Origin of the sequence: Actinomadura kijaniata, assembly GCF_014138665.1 — a bacterium.
GTDB lineage: Bacteria > Actinomycetota > Actinomycetes > Streptosporangiales > Streptosporangiaceae > Spirillospora > Spirillospora kijaniata.
This window is the reverse complement of the sequence record NZ_JACJIA010000013.1, coordinates 100895-125678: the sequence shown is the minus strand read 5'-3', so window position 1 is coordinate 125678 and position 24784 is coordinate 100895. Positions and strand designations below refer to the sequence as shown.

At 72.7% G+C, this 24784-nt stretch carries 28 protein-coding genes; 18 read left to right on the top strand and 10 right to left on the bottom strand.

The annotated features are described in order from the left end of the window. Positions 1-63 precede the first annotated feature (63 nt). Both HNR61_RS37065 and HNR61_RS37060 read right to left on the bottom strand, forming a co-directional pair. Entirely contained in the window at positions 64-1050 is a 987-nt protein-coding gene (locus tag HNR61_RS37065; protein WP_182847801.1) for a carbohydrate kinase family protein, read from the bottom strand. Between the two features lie 219 nt (positions 1051-1269). After that, positions 1270-1632, bottom strand: coding sequence for a HesB/IscA family protein (locus HNR61_RS37060; protein WP_067830654.1), 363 nt, complete (start codon positions 1630-1632; stop codon positions 1270-1272). A gap of 229 nt (positions 1633-1861) precedes the next feature. Here HNR61_RS37060 and nadA point away from each other — a divergent pair, with 229 nt between their 5' ends. After that, on the top strand, positions 1862-3052 hold the full coding sequence (gene nadA, locus HNR61_RS37055) for a quinolinate synthase NadA (RefSeq protein ID WP_182847800.1): 1191 nt from the start codon (positions 1862-1864) through the stop codon (positions 3050-3052). A gap of 32 nt (positions 3053-3084) precedes the next feature. Here the strand turns inward: nadA and pspAB are convergent, their stop codons facing one another. The 4 genes from pspAB to HNR61_RS37035 form a co-directional block, all read right to left on the bottom strand. Beyond that, on the bottom strand, positions 3085-3690 hold the full coding sequence (gene pspAB, locus HNR61_RS37050) for a PspA-associated protein PspAB (RefSeq protein WP_182847799.1): 606 nt from the start codon (positions 3688-3690) through the stop codon (positions 3085-3087). Positions 3691-3695: 5 nt separating this feature from the next. Next, positions 3696-4628 carry a M48 family metalloprotease gene (locus HNR61_RS37045; protein ID WP_182847798.1) on the bottom strand — a complete coding sequence of 311 codons (933 nt, stop codon included), beginning with the start codon at positions 4626-4628 and terminating at the stop codon, positions 3696-3698. Positions 4629-4709: 81 nt separating this feature from the next. Next, positions 4710-4988, bottom strand: a complete 279-nt coding sequence (gene pspAA / locus HNR61_RS37040; RefSeq protein ID WP_182847797.1) for a PspA-associated protein PspAA — start codon at positions 4986-4988, stop codon at positions 4710-4712. Further along, positions 4985-5809 (bottom strand): PspA/IM30 family protein, encoded by an 825-nt coding sequence (locus HNR61_RS37035; RefSeq protein WP_182847796.1) that lies wholly within the window; start codon positions 5807-5809, stop codon positions 4985-4987. Before HNR61_RS37035 ends, pspAA begins: the two co-directional genes overlap by 4 nt. 149 nt (positions 5810-5958) lie before the next feature. On the opposite strand from HNR61_RS37035, the gene HNR61_RS37030 reads away from it, so the two are divergent. Both HNR61_RS37030 and HNR61_RS37025 read left to right on the top strand, forming a co-directional pair. After that, positions 5959-6534 carry a DUF3043 domain-containing protein gene (locus HNR61_RS37030; protein ID WP_312898284.1) on the top strand — a complete coding sequence of 192 codons (576 nt, stop codon included), beginning with the start codon at positions 5959-5961 and terminating at the stop codon, positions 6532-6534. 61 nt (positions 6535-6595) lie between these two features. Next, complete coding sequence (locus HNR61_RS37025) at positions 6596-7597, top strand: aldo/keto reductase family protein (protein ID WP_182847794.1); 1002 nt, start codon at positions 6596-6598, stop codon at positions 7595-7597. 73 nt (positions 7598-7670) lie between these two features. Here HNR61_RS37025 and HNR61_RS37020 read toward each other — a convergent pair whose 3' ends face one another. Next, on the bottom strand, positions 7671-7868 hold the full coding sequence (locus HNR61_RS37020) for a YegP family protein (RefSeq protein ID WP_067830635.1): 198 nt from the start codon (positions 7866-7868) through the stop codon (positions 7671-7673). A gap of 80 nt (positions 7869-7948) precedes the next feature. On the opposite strand from HNR61_RS37020, the gene HNR61_RS37015 reads away from it, so the two are divergent. The 6 genes from HNR61_RS37015 to HNR61_RS36990 all read left to right on the top strand — a co-directional run bounded on the left by HNR61_RS37015 (position 7949) and on the right by HNR61_RS36990 (position 15284). Next, a complete protein-coding gene (locus HNR61_RS37015; protein ID WP_312898283.1) occupies positions 7949-8863 on the top strand; it encodes a bifunctional adenosylcobinamide kinase/adenosylcobinamide-phosphate guanylyltransferase in 915 nt (304 codons plus the stop codon). Further along, positions 8860-9597, top strand: a complete 738-nt coding sequence (locus HNR61_RS37010; RefSeq protein ID WP_312898282.1) for an adenosylcobinamide-GDP ribazoletransferase — start codon at positions 8860-8862, stop codon at positions 9595-9597. Before HNR61_RS37015 ends, HNR61_RS37010 begins: the two co-directional genes overlap by 4 nt. Positions 9598-9925: 328 nt before the next feature. Further along, positions 9926-11461 carry a leucyl aminopeptidase gene (locus HNR61_RS37005; protein WP_182847792.1) on the top strand — a complete coding sequence of 512 codons (1536 nt, stop codon included), beginning with the start codon at positions 9926-9928 and terminating at the stop codon, positions 11459-11461. A gap of 161 nt (positions 11462-11622) precedes the next feature. Next, positions 11623-13011, top strand: a complete 1389-nt coding sequence (gene lpdA, locus HNR61_RS37000) for a dihydrolipoyl dehydrogenase (protein WP_182847791.1) — start codon at positions 11623-11625, stop codon at positions 13009-13011. Between the two features lie 48 nt (positions 13012-13059). Further along, positions 13060-14532: a 2-oxoglutarate dehydrogenase, E2 component, dihydrolipoamide succinyltransferase gene (gene sucB, locus HNR61_RS36995; RefSeq protein ID WP_182847790.1), complete on the top strand. Its 1473-nt coding sequence runs from the start codon at positions 13060-13062 to the stop codon at positions 14530-14532. 50 nt (positions 14533-14582) lie between these two features. Next, on the top strand, positions 14583-15284 hold the full coding sequence (locus HNR61_RS36990) for a Uma2 family endonuclease (RefSeq protein ID WP_312898280.1): 702 nt from the start codon (positions 14583-14585) through the stop codon (positions 15282-15284). Between the two features lie 50 nt (positions 15285-15334). Here HNR61_RS36990 and HNR61_RS36985 read toward each other — a convergent pair whose 3' ends face one another. Then, complete coding sequence (locus HNR61_RS36985; protein WP_067820027.1) at positions 15335-15640, bottom strand: hypothetical protein; 306 nt, start codon at positions 15638-15640, stop codon at positions 15335-15337. Between the two features lie 41 nt (positions 15641-15681). On the opposite strand from HNR61_RS36985, the gene HNR61_RS36980 reads away from it, so the two are divergent. The 3 genes from HNR61_RS36980 (at position 15682) to lipB (ending at position 18209) form a co-directional block, all read left to right on the top strand. Further along, positions 15682-16569: a TIGR01777 family oxidoreductase gene (locus HNR61_RS36980; protein WP_182847788.1), complete on the top strand. Its 888-nt coding sequence runs from the start codon at positions 15682-15684 to the stop codon at positions 16567-16569. 95 nt (positions 16570-16664) lie between these two features. After that, positions 16665-17402: a Type 1 glutamine amidotransferase-like domain-containing protein gene (locus tag HNR61_RS36975; RefSeq protein ID WP_182847787.1), complete on the top strand. Its 738-nt coding sequence runs from the start codon at positions 16665-16667 to the stop codon at positions 17400-17402. Positions 17403-17453: 51 nt separating this feature from the next. Next, positions 17454-18209, top strand: a complete 756-nt coding sequence (gene lipB / locus HNR61_RS36970) for a lipoyl(octanoyl) transferase LipB (protein ID WP_083999913.1) — start codon at positions 17454-17456, stop codon at positions 18207-18209. A 35-nt stretch (positions 18210-18244) separates the two neighbouring features. Here lipB and HNR61_RS36965 read toward each other — a convergent pair whose 3' ends face one another. After that, entirely contained in the window at positions 18245-18742 is a 498-nt protein-coding gene (locus HNR61_RS36965) for a DUF1877 family protein (RefSeq protein WP_246444617.1), read from the bottom strand. A gap of 186 nt (positions 18743-18928) precedes the next feature. Between HNR61_RS36965 and lipA the strand changes: the two genes are divergently transcribed. Both lipA and HNR61_RS36955 read left to right on the top strand, forming a co-directional pair. Next, positions 18929-19858, top strand: a complete 930-nt coding sequence (lipA, locus tag HNR61_RS36960; protein WP_067820039.1) for a lipoyl synthase — start codon at positions 18929-18931, stop codon at positions 19856-19858. A 35-nt stretch (positions 19859-19893) separates the two neighbouring features. Then, entirely contained in the window at positions 19894-20589 is a 696-nt protein-coding gene (locus tag HNR61_RS36955) for a DUF4191 domain-containing protein (protein ID WP_182847785.1), read from the top strand. A 70-nt stretch (positions 20590-20659) separates the two neighbouring features. Here the strand turns inward: HNR61_RS36955 and HNR61_RS36950 are convergent, their stop codons facing one another. Further along, a complete protein-coding gene (locus HNR61_RS36950; protein ID WP_182847784.1) occupies positions 20660-21145 on the bottom strand; it encodes an RDD family protein in 486 nt (161 codons plus the stop codon). A 195-nt stretch (positions 21146-21340) separates the two neighbouring features. Between HNR61_RS36950 and glnA the strand changes: the two genes are divergently transcribed. The 4 genes from glnA (at position 21341) to HNR61_RS36930 (ending at position 24546) form a co-directional block, all read left to right on the top strand. Beyond that, positions 21341-22765: a type I glutamate--ammonia ligase gene (gene glnA / locus HNR61_RS36945; protein ID WP_182847783.1), complete on the top strand. Its 1425-nt coding sequence runs from the start codon at positions 21341-21343 to the stop codon at positions 22763-22765. Positions 22766-23000: 235 nt separating this feature from the next. Further along, positions 23001-23930 (top strand): DUF5829 family protein, encoded by a 930-nt coding sequence (locus tag HNR61_RS36940; protein WP_182847782.1) that lies wholly within the window; start codon positions 23001-23003, stop codon positions 23928-23930. Positions 23931-24072: 142 nt separating this feature from the next. Beyond that, positions 24073-24225, top strand: a complete 153-nt coding sequence (locus tag HNR61_RS36935; RefSeq protein WP_182847781.1) for a hypothetical protein — start codon at positions 24073-24075, stop codon at positions 24223-24225. Positions 24226-24246: 21 nt separating this feature from the next. Then, a complete protein-coding gene (locus HNR61_RS36930; RefSeq protein ID WP_067820050.1) occupies positions 24247-24546 on the top strand; it encodes a hypothetical protein in 300 nt (99 codons plus the stop codon). Positions 24547-24784 lie beyond the last annotated feature (238 nt).

Below are 24784 nucleotides of genomic sequence, written 5' to 3'. Positions count from 1 at the left end.
CCGCGCCGACGGCGAAGGCCGCGTCCCCGCGGGGACGCGGCCTTCGCCGCGCGGTGTCGCGGATCAGGGGTTGGCGCAGCCGAGGTGCGGGGCGACCTCGTCGGCGGCGTCCTGGCCGTAGGCGGCGGCGAAGCGGTCCAGGAACCGGCGGCGGCCCAGCTTGTACTCCTGCGGGCCGGCGGTCTCCAGCACGTGGGCGGCGATCAGGTTGCCGACCTGGGCCGAGCGCTCCAGCGACAGGCCCCAGGCGGTCGCGGTGAGGAACCCGGCGCGGAACGCGTCGCCGCCGCCGGTCGGGTCCACGACCTTCTCCACCGGGACGGCCGGGACGTGCAGGCCCTCCTGGCCCCGGCGGTCGATGACCACGCCCTTGGCGCCCAGCGTGGTGACGCGGATGCCGACCCGGTCGAGGATCTCGGCGTCGCTCCAGCCGGTCTTCTGCTCGCAGAGGGCCTTCTCGTACTCGTTGGTGAACAGGTAGGCCGCGCCGTCGACGAGGCTGCGCACGTCCTCGCCGTCCATGCGGGCCAGCTGCTGGGAGGGGTCGGCGGCGAACGGGATGCCCCGGGTGCGGCACTCCTCGCTGTGCCGCACCATCGCCAGGGGGTCGTTGGGGCTGACCAGCACCAGGTCAAGGCCGCCCACGCGGTCGGCGACCGGGCCGAGCTCGATCTCGCGGGCCTCGCTCATCGCGCCGGCGTAGAAGCTGGCGATCTGGTTCTGGTCCTGGTCGGTGGTGCACAGGAAGCGGGCGGTGTGCCGCAGCTCCGACACGTGCACCGAGGCGGTGTCCACCTTGTGGCGCTCCAGCCAGGACCGGTAGTCGGCGAAGTCGTCGCCGACCGCGCCGACCAGGATGGACTCCTTGCCGAGACTGCCCATGCCGAAGCAGATGTTGGCGGCGATGCCGCCGCGCCGCACCTCCAGCTCGTCGACCAGGAACGACAGCGACACGCGGTCGAGCTGGTCGGGCATGAGCTGGTCGGTGAACCGTCCGGGGAAGGTCATCAGGTGGTCGGTCGCGATGGAACCGGTCACGGCGATGCGCACGGCGTCGCTCTCCTCTGGTGTCGTCCGGCTGTATGTCCGGCTGTGGTTCGACCCCGGCAGGGGGCGGGCGGGCAAAGCCTACTTGCCATGGCACCACGGGACACCGCGCACGCGCACCCCCCGGCGGGGTAAGGGGCACAGGAAAAGAGCGGCCCGGACAGATCGTCCGGGCCGCTCGAAGGCTCCGGCGGACCCGAGGGTCCGCGTCCGCCCGCCAGTCTAGTTGAAGGAGTCGCCGCAGGCGCAGGAGCCCGAGGCGTTCGGGTTGTCGATCGTGAAGCCCTGCTTCTCGATCGTGTCCACGAAGTCGATCGTGGCGCCCTGCAGGTAGGGGGCGCTCATCCGGTCCACCCGGACACTGAGGCCGCCGAAGTCCTGCACCTGGTCGCCGTCCATCTCCCGCTCGTCGAAGAACAGCTGGTAGATCAGACCGGAGCAGCCGCCGGGCTGCACGGCGACACGCAGCGCGAGGTCGTCACGCCCCTCCTGCTCGAGCAGGCCGCGGGCCTTCTCGGCGGCGGCGTCGGTCAGGACGACGCCCTGCTGCGTGGTCTCCTGCGTGGTCTCGCCTGAAACCGTCATGTGTTCAGCTCCCGGGTCACTTGCTGCGCCGCCTGCGGCGGCTGTCTGTCGCGTTGCACGGAGACGGCGTGCGCCTCTTCCCGTGGACAACGTACCTCGCGTGCGGCTCATTCCGCTTCCCGGGAGGCTTTCGCGATCCGGACCCCCGGCGGACGGGAGCACCCGCCGGGTGTGCGATGATTAGTCGTCAAAGCGACGATAAGTCCCCCGTCGCAGGAGGGAGACTCCCGTGACCGTCACCCCTGAGCGCACCACCGGGCCGGTTCCCGGCGCCCCGGCGCGCGACCTGCCGCTGCTGCTGCTCGGCGCCGGTTCCGACCCCGCCAGCGAGCGCGGCGTGGACTGCCCCGGCGAGCTGCCGCCCGCCTCGGACCCGGACCTGGTGGAGCGGGCCCGCGCCGCCAAGGCCGCGCTCGGCGACCGGGTGTTCGTGCTGGGCCACCACTACCAGCGCGACGAGGTCATCCAGTTCGCGGACGTGACCGGCGACTCGTTCAAGCTGGCCCAGCAGGCGGCGGCCCGGCCCGAGGCGCCCTACATCGTGTTCTGCGGCGTGCACTTCATGGCCGAGTCCGCCGACATCCTCACCGCCGACCACCAGCAGGTCGTGCTGCCCGACCTGGCGGCGGGCTGCTCGATGGCGGACATGGCGACGTTCGACCAGGTCGAGGAGTGCTGGGAGGTCCTGGAGGACGCCGGGATCGCCGACGACGTGGTGCCCGTCACGTACATGAACTCCTCGGCCGACATCAAGGCGTTCGTGGGCCGTCACGGCGGTGTGGTGTGCACCTCCTCCAACGCCAAGCGGGCACTGGACTGGGCCTACTCCAGGGGCAAGAAGGTGCTGTTCCTGCCCGACCAGCACCTGGGCCGCAACACGGCCGTGCTGGAGATGGGCTTCTCCCTGGACGACTGCGTGGTCTACAGCCCGCACCGGCCCGAGGGCGGGCTGTCGCAGCAACAGCTGCGGGACGCGAAGATGATCCTGTGGAAGGGGCACTGCTCGGTCCACGGCCGCTTCACCAAGGAGTCGGTGGACGACGTGCGGGCCCGCGTTCCCGGCGTCAACGTGCTGGTCCACCCCGAGTGCCGGCACGAGGTCGTCACCAACGCCGACCTGATCGGCTCCACCGAGTTCATCATCAGGACGCTGGAGGCGGCCCCGGCCGGGTCGTCGTGGGCGATCGGCACCGAGCTGAACCTGGTCAAGCGGCTGGCGAACGCGCACCCGGACAAGAACGTGATGTTCCTGGACAAGGCCGTGTGCTTCTGCTCGACGATGAACCGCATCGACCTGCCGCACCTGGTCTGGTCGCTGGAGTCGCTGGTCCGCGGCGAGGTCGCGAACGTGATCCGGGTGGACGAGGAGACGGCCCACTACGCGCGCGTGGCGCTGGACCAGATGCTGGCCCTCCCCTAGCCGGGGAACGCCGGGACCTCGCGCCCCCGTCCTCAGTCGAGGGCGGGGGCGTCCCACAGGGGGAACCAGCGGCCGGTGTCGGTCTCGACGGGCAGCTCACCGGCGACGGCCTCGCGCGCCGCGGCCTCCACGGCGTTGTTGCGGCGGCGCTCCCGGCGCCCGCCGGGGCGGGGCGCGAACGGGTAGAACGTGCCCCGCGACGGCAGGTGGACCAGGGAGAGGCACTGCCGGTCCCGCCGGCGGAACCCGACCGCCGCGTACAGCAGGTACGCGCCGAACCCGGCCTGCTCCAGCGTGGACCGCACCAGGTACAGGTCGGCCACCAGCCGGGCGAAGTCCTCGGGCGGGCGGCGCAGCCGCGTCCAGGCGTGCCCGTAGGGGCTCTCGGTCACCTCGGTGTCCGGGCCGCCGCCCAGCAGCCGGTCCAGCTCCCGCCGCGTCCCGGCGAACGCTCCGAACGCGCCGCCCTCGACGAGCCGGTAGCAGACCGCCCCGGCGCCGGTCGGGACGAACCCGGTCCCGGCGGTCAGCGCGGGCAGCGCGGAGACCAGGCGGTGGAGGCCTTCGGCGGCGGGGCGCGGCGGGTCCGGCCGGCCGGGGAAGGCGCGGCCGAGAAGGCCGGGCAGGGGCGGGCGCATCCGGGTCACCGCCCGCCCGCCGCCAGCCGGCGGGAGATCAACGTGAGCCGGGCGACGCGCCGCGCCAGCGTGGGATGGCTGGACAACAGCCCGGCCGCGTCCCGGCGGCGGCCCCGCACCGGGACCACGCACAGGCCGCTGACCGGGCGCAGCGCCCGCCGGTCGGCGGCGTCCGCGTCCCGCACCTCGTCGTCGAGCCTGCCGAGGGCGGCCGCCAGATCGGTGGGGCGGCCGGTCAGCAGCGTTCCGGTGGCGTCGGCGCACAGCTCGCGGTGCCGCGACAGCGCCATGCTCGTGACCAGCCCGGCGGCGTACAGCGCGGCGGCGGCCACGGCGAGCGGGAGCAGCGGCACCGCCAGCGCCGTCCCGAACGGGCCCAGCGGTCCCCGCGGCCGCAGCAGCCCCGTCCAGAACCCCAGGAACAGGTCCGCGCACAGGCAGGGGAAGACCGCGATCCCGGCGATCAGCACGTCCCGGTTGCGGATGTGCGCGATCTCGTGGCCGAGGACGGCGTTCAGCCCGGCCGGGCCGAGGGCGTCGCGCAGGCCGTCGGTGACGCAGATGATCGCCGAACCCGGACCGGACCCGGCGGCGAACGCGTTGGGCACCGGGGTCGCGGCCACCGCCACCCGGGGTTTGGGCAGCCCGGCGGAGACGCACAGGCGGTCGACGAGCGCGTGCAGCTCCGGTTCGGCGGCGGCGGTCACCTCGCGGGCCCCCGTCGCCCACAGCACGAAGCGGTCGGCCCAGCGGCACTGGACCACCGCCGACGCGACGGCGGCGGCGACGGCGGCCAGCCCCCACAGGGGGCCGCCCACCAGGAAGAAGGGCAGCACGGCGGCGGCGTAGACACCGGCCACCAGCGCCATCGTGAAGAACATGCGGCGGTACAGCGCCGCGTCCGGCTCGAAGTGCCGGTCGGTGAACGGCGACCCCATCGGTCCCCCTGCGGTCCGTCTCTCCCAGGACGGTAGGACGCGCAGGGGAACGCGGTGGTGCCCCGCGTCACACTTTCCGCGTCAGTCGGGGATCAGCCCGCTGTCGCCGAGCATCTGCCGGACCTCGTCGATGTCGGCGTCCGCGGGCGGCAGGATCAGCTCCGACGGCTCCAGGCTGTCGGGCGGCAGCTCCTTGCCGACCTTGCGGACGTCGTCCAGCAGCGCGTGCAGCGCCTTGCGGAAGGTCGCCTCGTCGCCGCTCTCGATCGCCGCCTCCAGGGCGTCGTCGAGCGCGTTGAGCGCGGCCAGGTCGGCCGGGGCCACGTCGAACTGGCCCTCGCTCATGATCCGGACGATCACTGGTGGCCCCCCGGCTGCTGCGGGTAGCCCTGCTGCGGGTGCGCCTGCGGGTAACCCTGCTGGTCCTGCTGGTAGCCGGGCTGGGACTGCGCCTGCGGCTGGGACTGCTGGGCGCCGGGGTTGAGCTCCTTGGGCGCGGGGCCCTGGCCGAGCTCGGCCTTCATCCGCTCCAGCTCCAGGTCCACGCCGCCGGTGGCGCCCATGCGGTCCAGCTCGGCCTGGATGTGGTCCTTGGGCCCGGAGTAGTCCTCCAGGGCCCCGGAGGCCAGCAGCTCGTCGATGGCCCCGGCGCGGGCCTTCATGTTCTCGGTCTTCTCCTCGGCGCGCTGGATCGCCAGGCCGACGTCGCCCATCTCCTCGGAGATGCCGGTGAACGCCTCGTTGATCTTCGTCTGCGCCTCGGCGGCGGTGTAGGTGGCCTTGATGGTCTCCTTGCGGGTGCGGAAGGAGTCGACCTTGGCCTGCAGGCGCTGGGAGGCCAGCGTCAGCTTCTCCTCCTCGCCCTGCAACTGCTCGTACTGCGCCCGCAGGTCGACGAGCTGGGCCTCCAGCACCGACTTGGACTGCAACGCCTCGCGCGCCAGGTCCTCCCGGCCCACCTGCAACGCCTTGCGGGCCTGCTCGGTGCGCTTGTCCTGCTCGCGCTCCAGGCCGTTGATCTGCAGTTCCAGGCGCTTGCGCGAGGTCGCGACGTCGGCGACGCCCCGGCGGACCTTCTGCAGCATCTCAAGCTGACGCTGGTAGGAGTAGTCAAGGGTCTCGCGCGGATCTTCCATCCTGTCCAGGGTCTTGTTCGCCTTGGACTTAAAGATCATCGACATTCGCTTCATCACGCTCATCGCGCGGCGCCGGTCCCTTCGTGTGCGCTCAGTACAGAAACTGGGCTCTATGACCACTGCTGGGGTTCATATCACCCTACGCTGTAACGCGCGAGGCAGCCACGATGTTCGCAGCCGGTAGGCTGAACCTCGTGTTCCGACGTCGTACCCAGGAAGCCCCCGAAAATCCTCCTCAGGTAGTAAAGCCGGGAGGAAAGGGGCGCCCCACGCCCAAGCGTTCCGAGGCTGAGAAGCGCCGCCGACAGCCCATCACCGCGCCCAACACGCGCAAGGAGGCCTATCGGAAGCTGCGCGAGAAGCAGGCCGCCGAACGCGCCAAGCAGCGCGAGGGGATGTTGCGAGGGGACGACAAGTACCTCCTCAAGCGCGACCGCGGTCCCGTGCGCCGGATGGCCCGTGACTACGTGGACTCCCGCCGCACCATCGGCTCGTACCTGATGTACATCATGTTCGCGGTGGTGGTGCTGAGCCTGACACCGGTGGCGATCGCCCGGCTGATCGGCCTGCTGGTGCCGCCGGTGCTGCTGGCCGCGGTCTTCATCGAGGGCTTCTGGATCAGCCGCGGGGTCAAGCGGCTGGCCGCCGAGCGCTTCCCGGACGAGGACGCCAAGGGCGTCGGGCTGTACGCGGCGATGCGCGCGATGCAGATCCGCCGGCTGCGGATGCCCGCCCCGCAGGTGAAGCTGGGCGAGAAGGACAAGATCTGATCGACGGGGTCCGGTCCGCGGGGTTGATCGGCTTCGCGGATCGGCGGCTAGGGTCGGCGGCATGGAGTTCCGACGACTGGGCCGCAGCGGCCTGAAGATCAGTGAGATCGCCTACGGGAACTGGCTCACCCACGGTTCGCAGGTCGAGGAGGACGCCGCCCGCGACTGCGTGGCGGCGGCGCTCGACGAGGGGATCACCACCTTCGACACCGCCGACGTGTACGCGGGCACCCGCGCCGAGGAGGTGCTGGGCCGGGCCCTGAAGGGGCAGCGGCGCGAGGGTCTGGAGATCTTCACCAAGGTCTACTGGCCCACCGGCCCCGGCCCCAACGACCGGGGCCTGTCGCGCAAGCACATCATGGAGTCGCTGCACGGCTCGCTGCGCCGCCTGCAGACCGACTACGTGGACCTGTACCAGGCGCACCGCTTCGACTACGAGACGCCGCTGGAGGAGACCCTGCGGGCGTTCGACGACCTGGTGCGGCAGGGCAAGGTGCTGTACGTCGGGGTGTCGGAGTGGCGGGCCGAGGAGATCGAGCGCGCTCTCAAGATCGCCGACGAGATGGGCTTCGACCGGATCGTCTCCAGCCAGCCGCAGTACTCGATGCTGTGGCGGGTCATCGAGGAGGAGGTCGTCCCGCTCTGCGAGCGCGAGGGCGTGGGCCAGATCGTCTGGTCGCCCATCGCCCAGGGGGTGCTGACCGGCAAGTACCAGCCGGGGCGGCCGCTGCCGGAGGGGTCGCGCGCCACCGACGGCAAGGGCGGCGCGGACATGATCCGCCGGTTCCTGGACGACGACCTGCTGACCCGCGTGCAGAACCTGCGGCCGATCGCCGACGAGCTGGGCCTGACCATGGCGCAGCTCGCGATCGCCTGGACCCTGCAGAACCCGAACGTGTCCGCCGCGATCGTCGGGGCGTCCCGCCCCGAGCAGGTCCGCGACAACGTGAAGGCCGCCGGGGTGACGCTGGAGGCCGAGGTGCTCAAGCGCATCGACGACGTGCTGGGCGACGTCGTGATCCGCGACCCGGCCCTGACCGTCAGCCCGTCCGAGCGCCCCTGAGGCGGGCGGTCCCGCGGCGCGGGCCCGGCCGGGGAGGCCGGGCCCGCGCCGTCACCGCGGGGTCACCGCGGGGTCACCGCGGGTCGGCCAGGCTCATCGTGTAGACGACCTTGTCGCCGTCCAGCAGCGACACCTGCGCGACGCCCTCCTCGCGCAGCGCGCGCCACTTCTCGCCGACCCACGTCTCGGCGTCGGCCTGGGTGGTGAACGTCTCATCCGACGTGCCCACCGTCTGCCCGTCGGCCCGTTCCAGCCGCCAGCTCCACGCCATCCCGACCTCCCTCGTCGCGGCGAGCCTACGCGCCGCCGCCCCTAAGCTCTCCGATCATTATGGAACTGGAGCTCCGTGGAGTGGCGGGACCGGACGGCTGGCCCGCCGAGGGCTGCGGCTGCGCCTCCTGCAACCGGCTGCGCGCCGCCGGGATCCGGCACGCGCCCGCCCGCGTCCTGGTGGACGGCGTCCCGCCGGCGGCGCACCCGCGGGGCCGGGCGGTCCCCGGCGGCCACGACGTGGCGGGCCGCCTCCTGGTGGCGGGCGGGCCGGGCCAGTGCCCCGAGCCCGCGCCCGGCGCGGTCTACGAGACCGTCCTGCTCGATCTGGTCGGCGCCCCCGGGCACCTGGGGCGGCTGCGCCGGGCGGGGGCGGTGACGGACCGGACCGAGATCCACGCCCTGTACGTCGACCACCGCGTGCCCTCCCCCGCCGAGCTGGAACGCCGGACGGGTTTCTGGTCGCGCCCGCCGGGCGGCCCCTGGCGCACCGTCCTGCTGGGCGGGTCGCGTTCGGGCAAGTCGGCCGAGGCCGAGCTGCGGCTGATGGGCCACCCCGACGTCACCTACGTGGCGACCGGCCCGGACCGCCCCGATGACGCCGAGTGGACGGCCCGCGTGGAGGCGCACCGCCGGCGGCGCCCGGACTGGTGGCGGACGGTGGAGACCGTCGACCTGCCGCCGCTGCTGGAGTCGGCGAGGGGCGCGCTGCTGATCGACGGGATCGGCACCTGGCTGGCCGCCGTGATGGACGAGACCGGCGCGTGGGAGGACCCCGCGGCCGTCGCGCCGCGCCTGGACGCCCTGGTCGCCGCCTGGCGCGCCACCTCCGCCCAGGTGATCGCCGTCAGCGACGAGGTGGGGCTCTCGCTGGTGTCGGCCCACCGGGCGGGACGCGCGTTCGCCGACGCCCTCGGCCGCCTCAACCAGCGGCTCGTCGCCGAGTCCGAGGAGGCGGCACTGGTCGTGGCGGGCCGCGTGGTGGAGCTCGCGTGACCGGCTGGCTGGACGGCTTGCGCCTGGCCGTCCCGCTGCTGACGGTCGTCCGGCTGCGCACGGGCCCGGTGGACCGCGCGACCGGCCGCCGCGCGATGCTGCTGGCCCCCGCGACCGGCCTGGTCGTCGGCGGGGCCGCCGCCCTGGTCCTGCTGGCGGGCGGCGCCGCGGGCCTGTCGCCCCTGCTCGGCGCCGCGCTGGCGGTCGCCGCGTCCGCGGCCCTGACCCGCGCCCTGCACCTGGACGGCCTGGCCGACCTGGCCGACGGCCTGGGCAGCGGCCGGCCCGCCGCCGAGGCCCTGGCGATCATGAAGCGTTCCGACATCGGCCCGTTCGGCGTCGTGACGCTCCTGCTGACCCTGCTGGTCCAGGTCGCGGCCCTGGCCTCGGCCCCGAACGCCCCCGTGGCCGCCCTGGTCGCCGCCGTGACGGGCCGCCTGGCCCTGCCCTGGGCGTGCCGGACGGGCGTTCCCGCCGCCCGTCCGGGCGGGCTCGGCGCCCTGGTCGCCGGAACCGTCCCCACTCGCGCGGCGGTCCTGGTCACGGCGGTCGTCATCGCCGCCGCCGTCGCGGCGGGACCGTTCGCGGTGGCGGCGGTGGCCGCCGGCCTGGCGGCGGCGCTGCTGACGCTGCGCCGCGCGGTGCGGCGACTCGGCGGGGTCACCGGCGACGTGCTGGGCGCGCTGGTGGAGATCGCCACGACGGCCGCCCTGGTCGTCCTGGCCGCCGCCTGATCCCCGGACGTCCCCGGCGAGGGCGCGGCGGACGGTCCGGACCGGCGGCGGCCAAGCCGCGGGCCACGGCGACACGCACCTCGCGGGACGGGTCCGCGGCGTTGTCCGTCCTGGTCACACCTATAACCTGCCAAGCGAGTCGGAATAGTCGGACAAAGGCGGGGACACGCCACCCGCGAATCCGGGAAATCGGCTCCGACCAGCGCCGACGCGCCGCCCGGCCGCCGTTCCGCCGCCCCGGGCCCATGCGGCGGACGCCGGGTGCTCCGGCCCCGCCGGAATCCGGACGTCCACCCGGCCGCGCGCCGGCCTGCGGCGGGGCAAGGCAATGCTTGATCCAAAAGGGCGAAACCGGTCACCAGGAGGACTAACATCGGACTACGTGACGACCATCAGTCTTGACAGCGCAGCCCCGAACACCCTCGATGTCGACGCGATCGTGATCGGCGTCGCCCCCGCGGACTCCGGCGTCACGCCGGCCGCCGGCGCGGAGGGTCTCGACCAGGCCCTCGACGGCCGGCTCGCGGCGGCGCTGAAGTCGCTGGGCGCCACCGGCAAGGCCGGTGAGGTCACCAAGCTCCCGACGCTGGGCGCGGTCCCCGCCCCCGTCGTGGTCGCCGTCGGGCTGGGCGAGGACGTCGACGCCGAGGCGCTGCGCCGCGCCGCCGGGGCGGGCCTGCGGGCCCTGGCCGGCTCCGCCCGGGTCGCCGTGGCGCTGCCCGCCGCCTCCGTCGCCGAGGCCGAGGCCGTCGCGCTCGGCGCGCTGCTGGGCAACTACGCGTTCACCGCCTACCGGACCGACGACCGGCCGGACCCGGTGGGAGAGATCATCCTGACGGGCGTGCGGACCGCCGACGGCGCCGTCGCGGCCGCCCGCGCCGAGACCGTCGCGCAGGCCGTCGCCCTGGTCCGCGACCTGGTCAACACCCCGCCGTCGGACCTGTCCCCCGAGGACTTCGCCGACACCGCCGCGCGCGTCGCCGCCGACACCGGCCTGGACGTCGAGATCCTGGACGAGAAGGCGCTGGTCGAGGGCGGCTACGGCGGCATCGTCGGCGTCGGCCAGGGCTCGGCCAACCCGCCCCGCCTGGTCCGCCTCGCCTACACCCACCCCGAGGCGACCCGGACCCTGGCGCTGGTCGGCAAGGGCATCACCTTCGACTCCGGCGGCCTGTCCCTCAAGCCCGCCGACGCCATGGACTGGATGAAGTCCGACATGGGCGGCGCGGGCGCGGTGCTGGGCGCGATGTCGGCCATCGCCAAGCTCGGCCCCAAGGTCAACGTCGTCGGCTACCTGGCGCTCGCCGAGAACATGCCCTCGGGCACCGCGCAGCGTCCCTCCGACGTGATCCGCATCTACGGCGGCAGGACCGTCGAGGTCCTCAACACCGACGCCGAGGGCCGCCTGGTCATGGCCGACGCGCTGGTGCGCTCCGGCGAGGACGCCCCCGACGTCCTGGTGGACGTCGCCACCCTGACCGGCGCCCAGCTCGTCGCCCTCGGCACCCGCACCGCCGGCGTCATGGCCAACGACGACGCGCTGCGCGAGCGCGTGGTCGCCGCCGCCGACGAGGCGGGCGAGCCGTCCTGGGGCATGCCGCTCCCGGCCGAGCTGCGCAAGGGCCTGGACTCCTCGGTCGCCGACATCGCCAACATCAGCGGCGACCGCTGGGGCGGCATGCTGACCGCGGGCGTGTTCCTCCAGGAGTTCGTGCCGGACGGCGTGCGGTGGGCGCACCTGGACATCGCCGGGCCCTCGTTCAACAAGGGCGAGCCCTACGGCTACACCCCCAAGGGCGGCACCGGCGCCGCGACCCGCACCCTGGTCCGGCTGGCCGAGGAGCTGGCCGCCGGGAACCTGTGACCGGTCTCCCTTCCGTCCGGCGGAACGCTGTGACGCGGGCCCGGTGTCGCCGGACCTGACAAGCGAATAGATTTCTCTTGGCGACGGGGCCGGGGCGCAGCCGCCCGGGCCCCCCGCCGGGGCTCGACTTCAGAGCGCGGATTCCGGAAAGGGAGCGTCCAGTGGCCAACGGCACCTTCGACATCGTCGTCCTGGGTGGTGGCAGCGGCGGTTACGCGTGCGCGCTGCGCGCCGCGGAACTCGGCAAGACCGTCGCCCTCGTCGAGCGCGACGCCCTGGGCGGCACCTGCCTGAACCGCGGATGCATCCCCACCAAGGCGCTGCTGCACGCCGCCGAGGTCGCCGACCAGACGCGGGAGGCCGCCAGGTTCGGGATCAGGGCGTCGTTCGAGGGGATCGACGTCGCGGGCGTGCACGCCTACAAGGACCGGATCGTGTCCACCACGGTCAAGGGCCTCACCGGGCTGATCAAATCCAAGGGCATCGAGATCGTCGAGGGTGAGGGCCGGCTCACCGGGCCCACCACCGTCCGCGTGACCGCCGCCGACGGCACCGCCCGCGACCTGGAGGGCGGGCACATCGTGCTGGCCACCGGCTCCTCCCCGCGGTCCCTGCCCGGCCTGGAGATCGACGGCGAACGCGTCATCTCCAGCGACCACGCCCTCACGCTGGACCGCGTCCCCGCGTCGGTCGTCATCCTGGGCGGCGGCGTCATCGGCGTCGAGTTCGCCAGCGTGTGGCGGTCGTTCGGGGCCGAGGTCACCATCGTGGAGGCACTGCCCCACCTGCTGCCGCTGGAGGAGGAGTCCAGCTCCAAGCGCCTGGAGCGCGCCTTCCGCAAACGCGGCGTCAAGTACGAGCTCGGCACCCGCTTCGAGGGCGTCAAGACCACCGACGGCGGCGTTTCGGTGTCGCTGGAGGGCGGTAGGACCCTGGAGGCCGAGCTGCTGCTGGTCGCGGTCGGACGCGGCCCCGTCTCCGAGGGCATCGGCCTGGAGGAGGTCGGCGTCGAGACCGAACGCGGCTTCGTGAAGGTGGACCGGTTCTGCCGCACCAGCGTGCCCACCATCTCGGCGGTCGGGGACCTGATCCCGACCCTGCAGCTGGCGCACGTCGGTTTCGCCGAGGGCATCCTGGTGGCCGAACGGCTGGGCGGGCTCGACCCGCGGCCGATCGACTACGACGGGGTCCCCCGCATCACCTACTCCGACCCCGAGGTCGCCTCGGTGGGCATCACCACCGCGACGGCGCGGGAGCGCGGAATCGAGATCAGGGAGGTCACCTACGACCTGGCAGGCAACCCCAAGAGCAAGATCCTGGGGACGCAGGGCGAGGTCAAGGTGATCGCCGCCGTGGACGGTCCCGTCCTCGGCGTCCACATGGTCGGCGCGCGCGTCGGCGAACTCGTCACCGAGGGCCAGCTCATCTACAACTGGGAGGCCCTCCCCGACGAGGTCGCGGAGCTGATCCATGCCCACCCGACGCAGTCCGAGGCGGTCGGCGAGGCCCATCTCGCCCTCGCCGGCAAGCCGCTGCACGTGCACGGCTGATCCATCGCCCGCACGCAATATTCGAATTCGAAGGAGTCGCTGAGAGCCATGCCGGTCTCCGTCACCATGCCCCAGCTCGGCGAGAGCGTCACCGAGGGCACCGTCACCCGCTGGCTGAAGAAGGAGGGTGAGCGCGTCGAGACCGACGAGCCGCTTCTCGAAGTGTCGACCGACAAGGTCGACACCGAGATCCCTTCGCCCGCGTCGGGCATCCTGACCCGCATCACCGTCGCCGAGGACGAGACCGTCGAGGTCGGCGCCGAACTGGCGATCATCGGTGACGAGGGCGACGCCCCGGCGCCCGAGTCCGCCCCGCAGGCCGAGGAGCAGGCCGCCGAGCAGCCCGAGGAGCAGGCCGCCGAGCCCGAGCCGGAGCCCGAGCGCCAGCAGGCCCAGCAGGCCCCGCCGCCGTCGGCGTGGCCGCCCCCGGCCCAGCAGCAGTCGGCGCCCGAGCCCGCCCCGGCCGCGCAGCCCGCCCCGCAGGCGTCGCCGCAGCCGGCCCCGCAGGCCGAGGCGCCCAAGCAGGAGCAGGCCCCGTCCGCGGACGGCCCGTACGTCACCCCGCTGGTGCGCAAGCTCGCCGCCGAGCACGACGTCGACCTCAACTCGGTCACCGGCACCGGCGTCGGCGGCCGCATCCGCAAGCAGGACGTCCTGGAGGCCGCCCGCGCCAAGCAGCAGGCCGCCCAGCAGGCTCCCGCCGCCCCGGCCCCGGCCGCGCCCGCCGCCGTCCCGGCGCAGCAGGCTCCGGCCCGCGCCGCCCGCCCGGCCCCGGCCGCCGCCCCCGCCGAGCAGCTGGCGCTGCGCGGCAAGACCGAGAAGATGTCCCGCATCCGGCAGACCATCGCCCGCCGCATGGTCGAGTCGCTCCAGGTCTCGGCGCAGCTGACCACCGTGGTCGAGGTGGACGTCACCAAGATCGCCCGGCTGCGGGACCGCGCCAAGGCCGACTTCGAGGCCCGCGAGGGCGTCAAGCTGTCGTTCCTGCCGTTCTTCGCGCTGGCGGCGGTCGAGGCGCTCAAGCAGCACCCGAAGCTGAACGCGGTCATCAACGGCGACGAGGTCACCTACCACGACGTCGAGAACCTCGGCATCGCGGTGGACGTGCCCGAGCGCGGCCTGATGGTCCCGGTCATCCACAACGCCGGCCAGCTCAACCTGGGCGGGCTGGCGCAGCGGATCGCCGACGTCGCCGCCCGCACCCGCGACAACAAGGTCAGCCCCGACGAGCTGGCCGGGGGCACCTTCACGCTGACCAACACCGGCAGCCGCGGCGCCCTGTTCGACACCCCGATCCTCAACCAGCCGCAGGTCGGCATGCTCGGCACCGGCGCCGTCGTCAAGCGCCCCGCCGTCATCGACGACCCCGAGCTGGGCGAGGTCATCGCGGTCCGGTCCATGGTCTACCTGGCCCTGACCTACGACCACCGCCTCATCGACGGCGCCGACGCCGCCCGCTTCCTCGGCACCATCAAGCACCGCCTGGAGGAGGGCAACTTCGAGGCCGACCTCGGCCTCTGAGAACCCCGAACACCACGGAGCCCCGCCACCCGTCCGGGTGGCGGGGCTCCGTGTTTACACATGCATGGCCGTACCGTCTACGGCATGCTGGGAGTGACACCATTGGGAGAGCGACCCCAGCAGGGCGACCGGAGGCGACCACAGTGAGCGAGCACGCCCCCTCTCTCGGAAACCACGATGACGGAGCTCTGGATCTACGAAGCTACGCGGAGCAGCTTCTGGAGACCCACAAGGTCGAGTACGTGGATGAGGGGGTACTGCTGGTGATGGCGCCGGCGGGCTTCGAGCATCGGTCGATCATCGAGTCGGTCGTCGACGCCATCAAGGGAGCCTTCTACACCTCCCAGACCACGACCAACTGGGCCACGCACTCCGAGAACTTCCAGTGGGACCTTCCCGACCAGAGCGGGCGTTTCTACATCCCCGACCTGGTGGTGACACGCCGGGACGCGCACACCGCGCAGGAGGAGCGGGAGGGAATCGCCCTGGTCGTCGAGGTCACCTCGCCGAAGTCCCCTGACACCGTGCTGAACGACCGGGAGACCAAGCCCAAGCAGTACGCCAGGGCCGGGATTCCGCTCTATCTGCTGATCGACCAGGAGCTCGGCACCTGGACGCTGCACGCCCTGGCCGACGGCTGGATCCGCTACCAGATCGCGGCGGACGGCCGCTACGGCGAGAAGATCTTTCTCCCTGAGCCGTTCGGCTTCTCGATCCCCACCGGGGACTGGCCCGAGTACCGGTCGTTCTGACCTTCACACGTGGGAGCCCCCGGCCATGGGGCCGGGGGCTCCCACGTGCCTCATTCGGACCTGCGGTCGGAGACGGCGTAGGCGGAGGCCGCCGACACGGCCGCCACTCCCAGGACGGCGGGCCAGGCGCCGGTCCTCTTGGCCAGGGGGTGGGAGCCGCCGAAGCCTCCCAGGTAGATCGCGGTGAGGGCCGCGGCGGGCACCGGGCCGGCGGTGCGCGCCCAGTCCCGGGCGCACCAGGCGCCCGCGGCGGCGAGGACCGCGCCGCCCAGTTCGCGGCGGCGGGTGAAGCGTGCGGTGGCGTATCCGCCGATGAGGCCGGACGCGGCCACGGCGGCAGAAGGGATCTTCGGCATGTCCTGGAGGTTACCCATCCGCCGCCCCCTAGGCTCGGCATATGAGGGTGACGGTCACGGGTTCGACCGGACTGATCGGGACGGCCCTGGTGCGCTCGCTGCGCGCCGACGGGCACGAGGTGGTGCGGCTGGTGCGGCGCGAGCCGTCCGGGCCGGACGAGGCGCGCTGGGACCCGGCGGGCGGCACCGTGGACGCCGCCGCCGTGGAGGGCTCCGACGCGGTCGTGCACCTGGCGGGCGCGGGCGTCGGGGACCGGCGGTGGACCGCGTCCTACAAGAGGGAGATCCGCGACAGCCGCGTGCTCGGCACCCGGACGCTGGCCGAGGCGGTCGCGGGCGCCGCGCGCGGGCCGAGGGTGCTGGTGTCGGGGTCGGCGATCGGGTTCTACGGCGACACCGGGGACCGCGAGGTGGACGAGGACGCCCCGATGGGCCGCGGGTTCCTCGCCGAGCTGGTCCGGGACTGGGAGGCCGCGGCGGGGCCGGCGGCCGGGGCGGGCGTCCGGGTCGTGCACGCCCGCACCGGGATCGTGCTGGACGGGAGGGGCGGCCTGCTGGGCAGGGTGCTGCCGCTGTTCCGGCTGGGACTCGGCGCCCGGCTCGGCGACGGCCGCCAGTGGGTCAGCTGGATCTCCGCCGACGACGAGGTCGCGGCGCTGCGCTTCCTGATCGACCACGAGATCTCCGGCCCGGTCAACCTCGTCGGCCCCTCCCCCGTCACCAACGCCGGCTACACCCGGGCGGTCGCGCGGGCCGTGCGCCGTCCGGCGGCGCTGGCCGTCCCGGCGTTCGCGCTGCGGCTGGCGCTGCGGGACTTCGCCGACGAGGGACCGCTGATCAGCCAGCGGGTGCTGCCGCGCCGGCTGGAGGAGGCGGGCTTCCGTTTCGCTCACCGCGACCTGGGGTCGGCCCTCGAAGCGGTCCTGTGAGGCCCAAGATTCACCAAAACGTCCTGCGGTCGCCGACGGTACCCGTACCGTGACCCTGAGAAACGCGCCGACTGCACTGAGGAGCGCCGGGAGCAATGAGCACAGACGGACAGCCGCACATCTTGGCCATCGGCGGCGGGACCTTCGTCCCGGACGGCAGGTACGGCGTGAAGCCGAGCCCGCTGCTGCGCTACGCCCTCGACCTGACCGGCCAGGACCGCCCCCGGGTGTGCTTCCTGACCACGGCCGTGGGCGACGGGGCCGAGTACATCGCCCGGTTCTACAGCGGGTTCTCCCGGCTGGACGCGGAGGTCAGCCATCTGGCGCTGTTCCCGATGCCGAACGTCGCCGACATGCGCGCGCACCTGCTGTCCCAGGACCTGATCTACGTGTCCGGGGGCAGCGTCGCCAACCTGCTGGCGCTGTGGCGGCTGCACGGCCTCGACGAGGTCATGCGGGAGGCGTGGGAGGCGGGCGTGGTGCTGTCGGGGCAGAGCGCGGGCGCGCTGTGCTGGCACGTCGGCGGCACCACCGACTCGTTCGGCCCGCAGCTCAGCCCGCTCACCGACGGGCTGGGGTTCCTGCCGTACTCGTGCGGCGTCCACTACGACAGCGAGCCGCAGCGGCGGCCGTTGCTGGAGCGGCTGGTCGGGGAGGGCAGGCTGCCGGGCGGGTACGCCGCCGACGAGTCGGTGGCGCTGCACTACGTGGGCGCCGAGTTCGTGCAGGCGGTGTCCTACCGCAAGGAGGCCGGGGCCTACCACGTCCAGGCCGACGGGCCGGGCACCGCCAAGGAGGTCCGGATCGAGCCGCGGCTGCTGGCCACGCTCTGACCCGCCGGCGGCGACCGGCCGGTAACAACCAGGCGGCATAAGCTGGGCGGCGTGAGCGACGTAGACGTACGCGAGTCCGGCACGGAGACCCCGGAAACCGCCGAGCCGGTCCGCAACCCCCGCAGGGACGACGGCGACCTCGTCGTGGTGCACGTCGGGTTCGGGAGCGCGGCCGTTCCCTACCTGGAGGGCTGGGACCTGCAGAAGCGGGTCCAGCAGCGGCGGATCGACGACGAGATCGGCGACACCGTCCTGCTGATGGAGCACGAGCCCGTCTACACGGCGGGCAAGCGCACCGAGCCCCTGGACCGGCCGTTCGGCGACCCCGGCGCCCCGGTGGTGGACGTGGACCGCGGCGGGAAGATCACCTGGCACGGCCCCGGGCAGCTCACCGGCTACCCGATCGTCAAGCTCCGCGACTCCACCGGCGGCGTGGCCATGGTGCGGGTGCTGGAGCACATGATGATGGCGGTCTGCGCCGAGTTCGGGCTGACCACCAAGTTCGTGGAGGGCCGCAGCGGGCTGTGGGTGCCGGGCGCGCCCGACCGCAAGCTCGGCTCGATCGGGATGCGGGTGCGCCGGGGCGTCACCATCCACGGCTTCCAGATCAACTGCGACAACGACCTGTCATGGTTCGACCGGATCGTCCCGTGCGGGATCCGGGACGTGGGCTCCACGAACCTGTCGCGGGAGCTGGGGCGTCCGGTGCCGGTGGCCGAGGTCGTCCCGCTGGTGGAACGCCACCTGGCCGAGCTGCTGGGCGCCCCCGCGGTGCTGCACCGCACCACCGCCCAACTGGAGGCGTGAGGGCCGGGCGGCCGGGCCCGTCCCGGCCGCCCGGTTCACGTCCGCGGCGCCATCGCCTTGTAGACGGCCTGCCCCTCCTCGGAGGCGTCCCGGAAGAACCGCGTGAGGCCCTCGTAGGCGGGCCGGAAGAACCGCTCGCGGGCCGCCTCGTCCAGGGCGTCCGCGTCCTGCACGCCGGCGGCGGCCATCGCGGCGCGGTCCCAGCGGCGCGCGACCGCGTCGAACGGCGTGTCCGCCAGGTGCTCGGCGGCGCTCTTGACCCGCTCGGCCGCCAGGTAGACCACGTCCAGGCCGAGGTCGGCGGTGCCGTTCTCGGTGAGCAGCCGCCCGCCGCACACGATGTCGGCCTCCGGCGGGCGCCCGTCCCACGGGTCCCCGGTGATCAGGTAGTGCAGCACCTGCCAGCCGCCGCCCAGGTCCAGCAGCGCCCCGGCGGACCGGTCCCGCCAGCGCGGCGTGCCGAAGAGGCGGTGGGCGATGCGCGCGGGATCGGGCTCCCCCTCCAGCACCGGCGGCACTCTGAGGTACGACATTGCCAGACCCAAGGGGTTCCTCCTGCGAAGGGTGAAGCGAAGGCGACAGCCAGTCACCTTAGAGAGATCCACAGCTACGGAGGGTAGAAACGCGGGAATCGGTGGCCGTCTCCCGTGGTCGCCGCCCCTCCGGGGTCGATCATCCCCGATGTGCCGACGGGGTTGATCCGGACGTAACCTGAGGGGGTGACGACGGTGACACCTGAGGGGCGCAAGCTCCTGCGCATTGAAGCCCGCAACAGCCAGACCCCCATCGAGCGCAAGCCGGAGTGGATCAAGACCCGGCTGAAGATGGGCCCGCAGTACCGCGAGCTGACGTCCCTGGTGAAGTCCGAGGGGCTGCACACCGTCTGCCAGGAGGCCGGCTGTCCCAACATCTACGAGTGCTGGGAGGACCGCGAGGCCACGTTCCTCATCGGCGGGGACCAGTGCACGCGGCGCTGCGACTTCTGCCAGATCGACACCGGCAAGCCCGCCGAGTTCGACCGGGACGAGCCGCGCCGGGTCGCCGAGTCGGTGGCCACGATGGGCCTGAAGTACGCGACCGTGACCGGCGTGGCCCGCGACGACCTGGAGGACGGCGGGGCCTGGCTGTACGCCGAGACCGTGCGGCAGATCCACGCGGCCGTGCCCGGCTGCGGCGTCGAGCTGCTGATCCCCGACTTCAACGCCGACCCCGCGCAGCTGGCCGAGGTGTTCTCCTCCCGCCCCGAGGTGCTGGCGCACAACGTGGAGACCGTGCCGCGGATCTTCAAGCGGATCCGGCCCGGCTTCCGGTACGAGCGCTCCCTCGAAGTGATCACCCGGGCGCGCGAGGACGGCCTGGTCACCAAGTCGAACCTGATCCTCGGCATGGGCGAGACGCGCGAGGAGGTCTCCGCGGCGCTGCGCGACCTGCACGAGGCGGGCTGCGAGCTGGTCACGATCACGCAGTACCTGCGGCCGTCGCCGCGCCACCACCCGGTGGAGCGCTGGGTCAAGCCCGAGGAGTTCGTCGAGCTGTCGGCCGAGGCCGAGGAGATCGGCTTCGCGGGCGTGATGTCCGGGCCGCTGGTGCGTTCCAGCTACCGGGCGGGCCGGCTGTACAAGCAGGCGATCGAGGCCCGCCAGGGGTGACCGGCGGACGGTAGCGCACGACTATCCTTGGGGACATGTCGAAAAAGCCCACGGACGGGGCCCAGGAGCGAGTGGGCCGTTTCAAGCAGATCCGCATGGTCGCGGGCCTGCTCAAGCAGGCCGACCCGAAGGCCCTTCCGATCGTCTTCGGTGCCGCGCTCGCCACCCTGGTCGTCGTCATCCTCATCGGCCTGCTGATCGACCAGCTCTGGTTCTTCATTCCGCTGGGCGTCCTGGCCGCGTTCGCCGTGGGCATGATCATCTTTGGGCAGCGGGCGCAGAAGGCGCAGTACAAGATGATCGCCGGGCAGCCGGGCGCGGCCGCCGCGATCCTGAAGAACATGCGCGGCAACTGGTCGGTCACCGAGGCCGTCGCCGGCAACCGGAACCTCGACATGGTGCACCGGGTCGTCGGCCGCCCCGGCGTGGTCCTGGTGTCGGAGGGCCCGCGCAACCGGGTCGGCCAGCTGCTCGGCGCGGAGAAGAAGCGCCTGTCGCGCGCCGCCCAGCAGGTGCCGATCTATGACGTGCAGGTCGGCGACGAGGAGGGCCAGATCCCGGTCGACCGGCTCCAGCGCCATCTGATGAAGCTGCCGCGCAACCTGACCAAGGGCCAGGTCGCCGAGCTGAACGACCGCCTCCAGGCGCTGCCCCGCGCGATGCCCATGCCCAAGGGTCCGGTCCCGCGCGGCGCGCGGATGCCGAAGGGTCCCAAGCCGAAGACCCGCTGACCCTCCCCCACGACGAGGAAAGCGCCCCCTCGGGGGCGCTTTCGTGTTCCCGCCGCGTTCTCCCGCGGGGTCAGACGCGCACGACAATCGAGTTGGCGGCGCGGTCGTGCAGGCCCCGGTAGTCGCGGTCCCAGACGAGGGCGGGGATGACCAGCACCAGCAGGAGCGTCCGCACCAGCGCCCACACCGGCCCGACCGGGCCGCCGTCCGGCCGCGCCACCCGGATGCCGGTGACGCGCTTGCCGATGGTGATGCCGAGCAGGCCGGTCAGGACCCACGCCTGGATCGCGAAGATCACCAGCGTGGCCAGGCTGCGGGTCGGCGGGGACCACGCGAGCATGTTGGCCAGCAGGCTCGCCACCAGCAGCGACAGCAGCCAGTCGATGAGCAGTGCCAGCAACCGGCGGCCGTAGCCCGCCACCGACCCGCTGCCCTCCGCGGGCAGTCCCAGGCGTTCCCCCGGCGTTCCGAGGTCGACCCCGGCCGAGCGGGCGCCGCCCAGCCACGTCTGCGTCCACCGAGGCCCCTCGGCCTGGCGTCCCTTACCGCTGCTCATGCCTCTACGCTATCCGCTCCCCGGCGCGGCCCCGATCCGGCCCCGATCCGGCCCCGCCTACCGGCCCCCACCCGGGTCCCGGTCAGTGACCGACGTCATAGAGTGATGCGTAACACACCCGAAACATAAGGGACACGGCCGGGAAACGGCCGCCCCATAGCCTGCCCGAAGCCAAAAGCGCCCCAAGGAGGCTGGATGTTCAGCAGCGCCGACGAGGTCCTGAGCTTCATCAGGAACGAGGACGTGAGGTTCGTCGACTGCCGCTTCGTGGACCTGCCCGGCAAGATGCAGCACTTCACGTTCCCGGTGGAAAGCTTCGGCGAGAGCGCGTTCACCGAGGGGCTGATGTTCGACGGCTCCTCGGTCCGCGGATTCCAGGAGATCCACGAGTCGGACATGCTCCTGCTGCCCGACCCGAGCACGGCGGTGGTGGACCCGTTCCGCCAGCACAAGACGCTGAACCTGAACTTCTTCGTGCACGACCCGCTGACGGGCGAGCCCTACAGCCGCGACCCGCGCAACGTCGCCAAGAAGGCCCAGGACTACCTGCGCGGCACCGGCATCGCCGACACCTGCTACTTCGGCCCCGAGGCCGAGTTCTACATCTTCGACGACGTGCGCTTCGAGACGAGGCAGAACGCCGGGTACTACTACCTCGACTCGATCGAGGGCGCCTGGAACACCGGCCGCGAGGAGCCCGGCGGCAACCTCGGCGCCAAGCCCCCGTACAAGGGCGGCTACTTCCCGGTCCCGCCGATGGACCACTACACGGACCTGCGTTCGGAGATGGTCGCGCAGCTGCTGTCGTCGGGCATCCACGTCGAGATGCAGCACCACGAGGTCGGCACGGCGGGCCAGGCGGAGATCGACTTCCGCTTCGACACCCTGCTGAAGACCGCCGACAACCTCCTGCTCTACAAGTACATCGTCAAGAACGTCGCGCGCGCGGCGGGCAAGACGGTGACGTTCATGCCCAAGCCGATCTTCGGCGACAACGGCTCCGGCATGCACTGCCACCAGTCGCTGTGGAAGGACGGCTCCCCGCTCTTCTACGACGAGGTGGGCTACGCGGGCCTGTCCGACAACGCCCGCTACTACATCGGCGGCCTCCTCAAGCACGCGCCCGCGCTGCTGGCGTTCACGAACCCGACGGTGAACTCCTACCACCGGCTGGTGCCCGGCTACGAGGCCCCGGTGAACCTGGTCTACTCCCAGCGCAACCGCTCGGCCTGCATCCGCATCCCGATCACCGGGAACAACCCGAAGGCCAAGCGCGTCGAGTTCCGCGTGCCGGACCCGTCCTGCAACCCGTACCTGGCGTTCTCGGCGATGCTGATGGCGGGCCTGGACGGCATCAAGAACAAGATCGAGCCCGCCGACCCGGTCGACAAGGACCTCTACGAGCTGCCGCCGGAGGAGGCCCGCGCGATCCCGCAGGTCCCCGGCTCCCTGGAGGAGACCCTGGCCGCGCTGGAGGCCGACCACGACTTCCTGCTGGAGGGCGGCGTCTTCACGGCCGACCTGATCGAGACGTGGATCTCGATGAAGCGCGAGTTCGAGATCGACCCGATCCGCCTGCGCCCGCACCCGCACGAGTTCGAGATGTACTACGACATCTAGACCTACGATGTGGCTCGTGGCGGTCGCCTCGGCGACCGAGGGTCGCAACGAGATGTGCTACGACATCTGATCCTGAGCACGAGGCCGCCGGTCGCTCGCCGTACCGCGGTGGGTGACCGGCGGCTTTTCCGTATGGTCATGAGGGCGACCGTCGCCGGACATGGTCCGACAGGACCGATTTCCGGCAAAGGCCCCTCATGATGATCTTGACGCTCCTATGCTCAAGATCATGTTGATGCGCCGAACACTGCGGGCCGTCACCGCGCTCACCGTCACCCTCGCCGTCGCCGTCACCGGCTCGGTCGGCGGGGGGACGGCGACGGCGCGGGCCGACGAGGCCCAATCGCAGTCGCTGTTCTACAACCACGCCTACGCGGTGGTCGACAAGGAGACCGCCGACGCCATCGAGAACTCCGACTACCTCCGGAGGTTCGCCAACTTCGAGGTCCGCACCACGACCGGGGGCGGCATGACCTGGAAGGGGCGTTACCTGTACGGCCGGGAGACCTACATCGAGTTCTTCGGTGAGGGCGACCTGCCCGGCCAGGACGCCCTGTTCGGGTCCTCCGGGATGGCCGTCTCGACCGAGAACGCCGGTGACCTGGTCAAGGTGACCGACCGGCTGAAGGCCCTGGGGGTCACCGACCCGGCCGAGTACCGCCAGACCCGGAACTTCGGCGACGGCGTGCCGGTGCCGTGGTTCGACACCATCCGCACCACCGGCGACCAGTACGACGCCTTCGACGCCTGGGCGATGGAGTACCTGCCGGAGTACTTCGCCGACCCGCGCAGCAAGACCGAGCCGGCGAGCCGCCCCGGCGACGTCAGCCGGGAGCGCTACCTGCCCGACACCTACCGCGACCGCATGATGCGCGACGTGACCGCCCTCCACCTCGCGGTGCCCCAGCGCGACCTCGCCAACACGGTGCCGCTGCTGAAGGCCGGCGGCTTCGCCGTCCAGACCCTTCCCGGCGGGATCGTCGCGCTGCGCGGCGGGACGAGGATCCAGCTCGACGCCGTCCCGCGCGAGCGGGCGGGCCTGCGGCGGGTCGAGATGTCGCTCAACCAGTACCTGGACCACCGGCACGAGGAGCGGATCGGCAGGTCCACCCTCGCCGTCGGCCCCGGCGCCCGCGCCGTGTGGACGTTCGACGGCCCGAAGTAGGAACCGGACACCGGGACGGACGGCGCCCGGACCGGCTCGCGTCACGATCGTCGCGGGCCGGTCCGGGCGCCGTCGCGCGCGGCGGCGGATTCGGCCGTCCTGACCTGGGTAGGAACCCCGCCCCAGCGATCTGGAGGCGACCATGACGGAGCAGGTGCCGGACCGGTCCGGCGACGTCGGACGCGGTGCCGCGGAGGAGACGGACGACTCCCCCTACGAGGACCCCGACGCGACGCGCGAGGGCGAGGGCGCGGGCGACCGCCCCGAGGAGCTGAACCCCGACGACTTCGAGTGACCGGCGGGAGGGAACGCGACCGTGAGGACACGGAGACAGGCGGCGTCGGTGGCGGCGTCCGGCACCTGGCGGGACCCGGACGGGGTGCGGCTGCCCGCCGGGGAGGTGCACGCCTGGACGTCCGGGACCAACCAGACCCTGTGCGGCCTGCCGCTCAGCCGCGCCCGGCTGCTGCGGTTCCCGCACGTCGCCTGGCCGGACATCCTTCCCGAATCGGGAGGATCGGCCGACCGGGTGCAGCGGGTGTGCCCGCGCTGCGCCGCCGCCATGGGCCGCCGCCGCGACGAACGTCCCTGGACGCGCACCGATCCCCGTCCCTGACCCGCACCGGCCGCGCTTCCCAACGTTCCCCGTCCGCGGGTGACGGCCAGGACGCGGACGACCGGCGGGGCGAGGCCGGGGGCCGTCGCGAGGCCCATCCCCACTGACCCGGGCGGAGTCGTCCGCAAAAGGCCATGCGGCCCTTCCCTCCGACCAACGGTGATCGCGCGAGCGCGCGCCGGTGCGTGGTGAAACGAACCGCTCCCGGAACCCCTCCGCGCGGAAGAACGCCGACGGC

Bases quoted from the DNA above. Each gene is read 5' to 3' on its own strand.
- HNR61_RS36955 (WP_182847785.1), top strand. From the start codon at position 19,894: ATGTCGAAAAAGCCCACGGACGGGGCCCAGGAGCGAGTGGGCCGTTTC.
- HNR61_RS37025 (WP_182847794.1), top strand. From the start codon at position 6,596: ATGGAGTTCCGACGACTGGGCCGCAGCGGCCTGAAGATCAGTGAGATC.
- HNR61_RS37005 (WP_182847792.1), top strand. From the start codon at position 9,926: ATGCTTGATCCAAAAGGGCGAAACCGGTCACCAGGAGGACTAACATCG.
- HNR61_RS36965 (WP_246444617.1), bottom strand. From the start codon at position 18,742: ATGTCGTACCTCAGAGTGCCGCCGGTGCTGGAGGGGGAGCCCGATCCC.
- HNR61_RS37035 (WP_182847796.1), bottom strand. From the start codon at position 5,809: ATGTCGATGATCTTTAAGTCCAAGGCGAACAAGACCCTGGACAGGATG.
- HNR61_RS36985 (WP_067820027.1), bottom strand. From the start codon at position 15,640: ATGCCGAAGATCCCTTCTGCCGCCGTGGCCGCGTCCGGCCTCATCGGC.
- HNR61_RS36975 (WP_182847787.1), top strand. From the start codon at position 16,665: ATGAGCACAGACGGACAGCCGCACATCTTGGCCATCGGCGGCGGGACC.
- HNR61_RS36940 (WP_182847782.1), top strand. From the start codon at position 23,001: ATGCGCCGAACACTGCGGGCCGTCACCGCGCTCACCGTCACCCTCGCC.
- HNR61_RS37045 (WP_182847798.1), bottom strand. From the start codon at position 4,628: ATGGGGTCGCCGTTCACCGACCGGCACTTCGAGCCGGACGCGGCGCTG.
- glnA (WP_182847783.1), top strand. From the start codon at position 21,341: ATGTTCAGCAGCGCCGACGAGGTCCTGAGCTTCATCAGGAACGAGGAC.
- HNR61_RS36950 (WP_182847784.1), bottom strand. From the start codon at position 21,145: ATGAGCAGCGGTAAGGGACGCCAGGCCGAGGGGCCTCGGTGGACGCAG.
- HNR61_RS36935 (WP_182847781.1), top strand. From the start codon at position 24,073: ATGACGGAGCAGGTGCCGGACCGGTCCGGCGACGTCGGACGCGGTGCC.
- HNR61_RS37060 (WP_067830654.1), bottom strand. From the start codon at position 1,632: ATGACGGTTTCAGGCGAGACCACGCAGGAGACCACGCAGCAGGGCGTC.
- HNR61_RS36980 (WP_182847788.1), top strand. From the start codon at position 15,682: ATGAGGGTGACGGTCACGGGTTCGACCGGACTGATCGGGACGGCCCTG.
- sucB (WP_182847790.1), top strand. From the start codon at position 13,060: ATGCCGGTCTCCGTCACCATGCCCCAGCTCGGCGAGAGCGTCACCGAG.
- pspAB (WP_182847799.1), bottom strand. From the start codon at position 3,690: ATGCGCCCGCCCCTGCCCGGCCTTCTCGGCCGCGCCTTCCCCGGCCGG.
- HNR61_RS37020 (WP_067830635.1), bottom strand. From the start codon at position 7,868: ATGGCGTGGAGCTGGCGGCTGGAACGGGCCGACGGGCAGACGGTGGGC.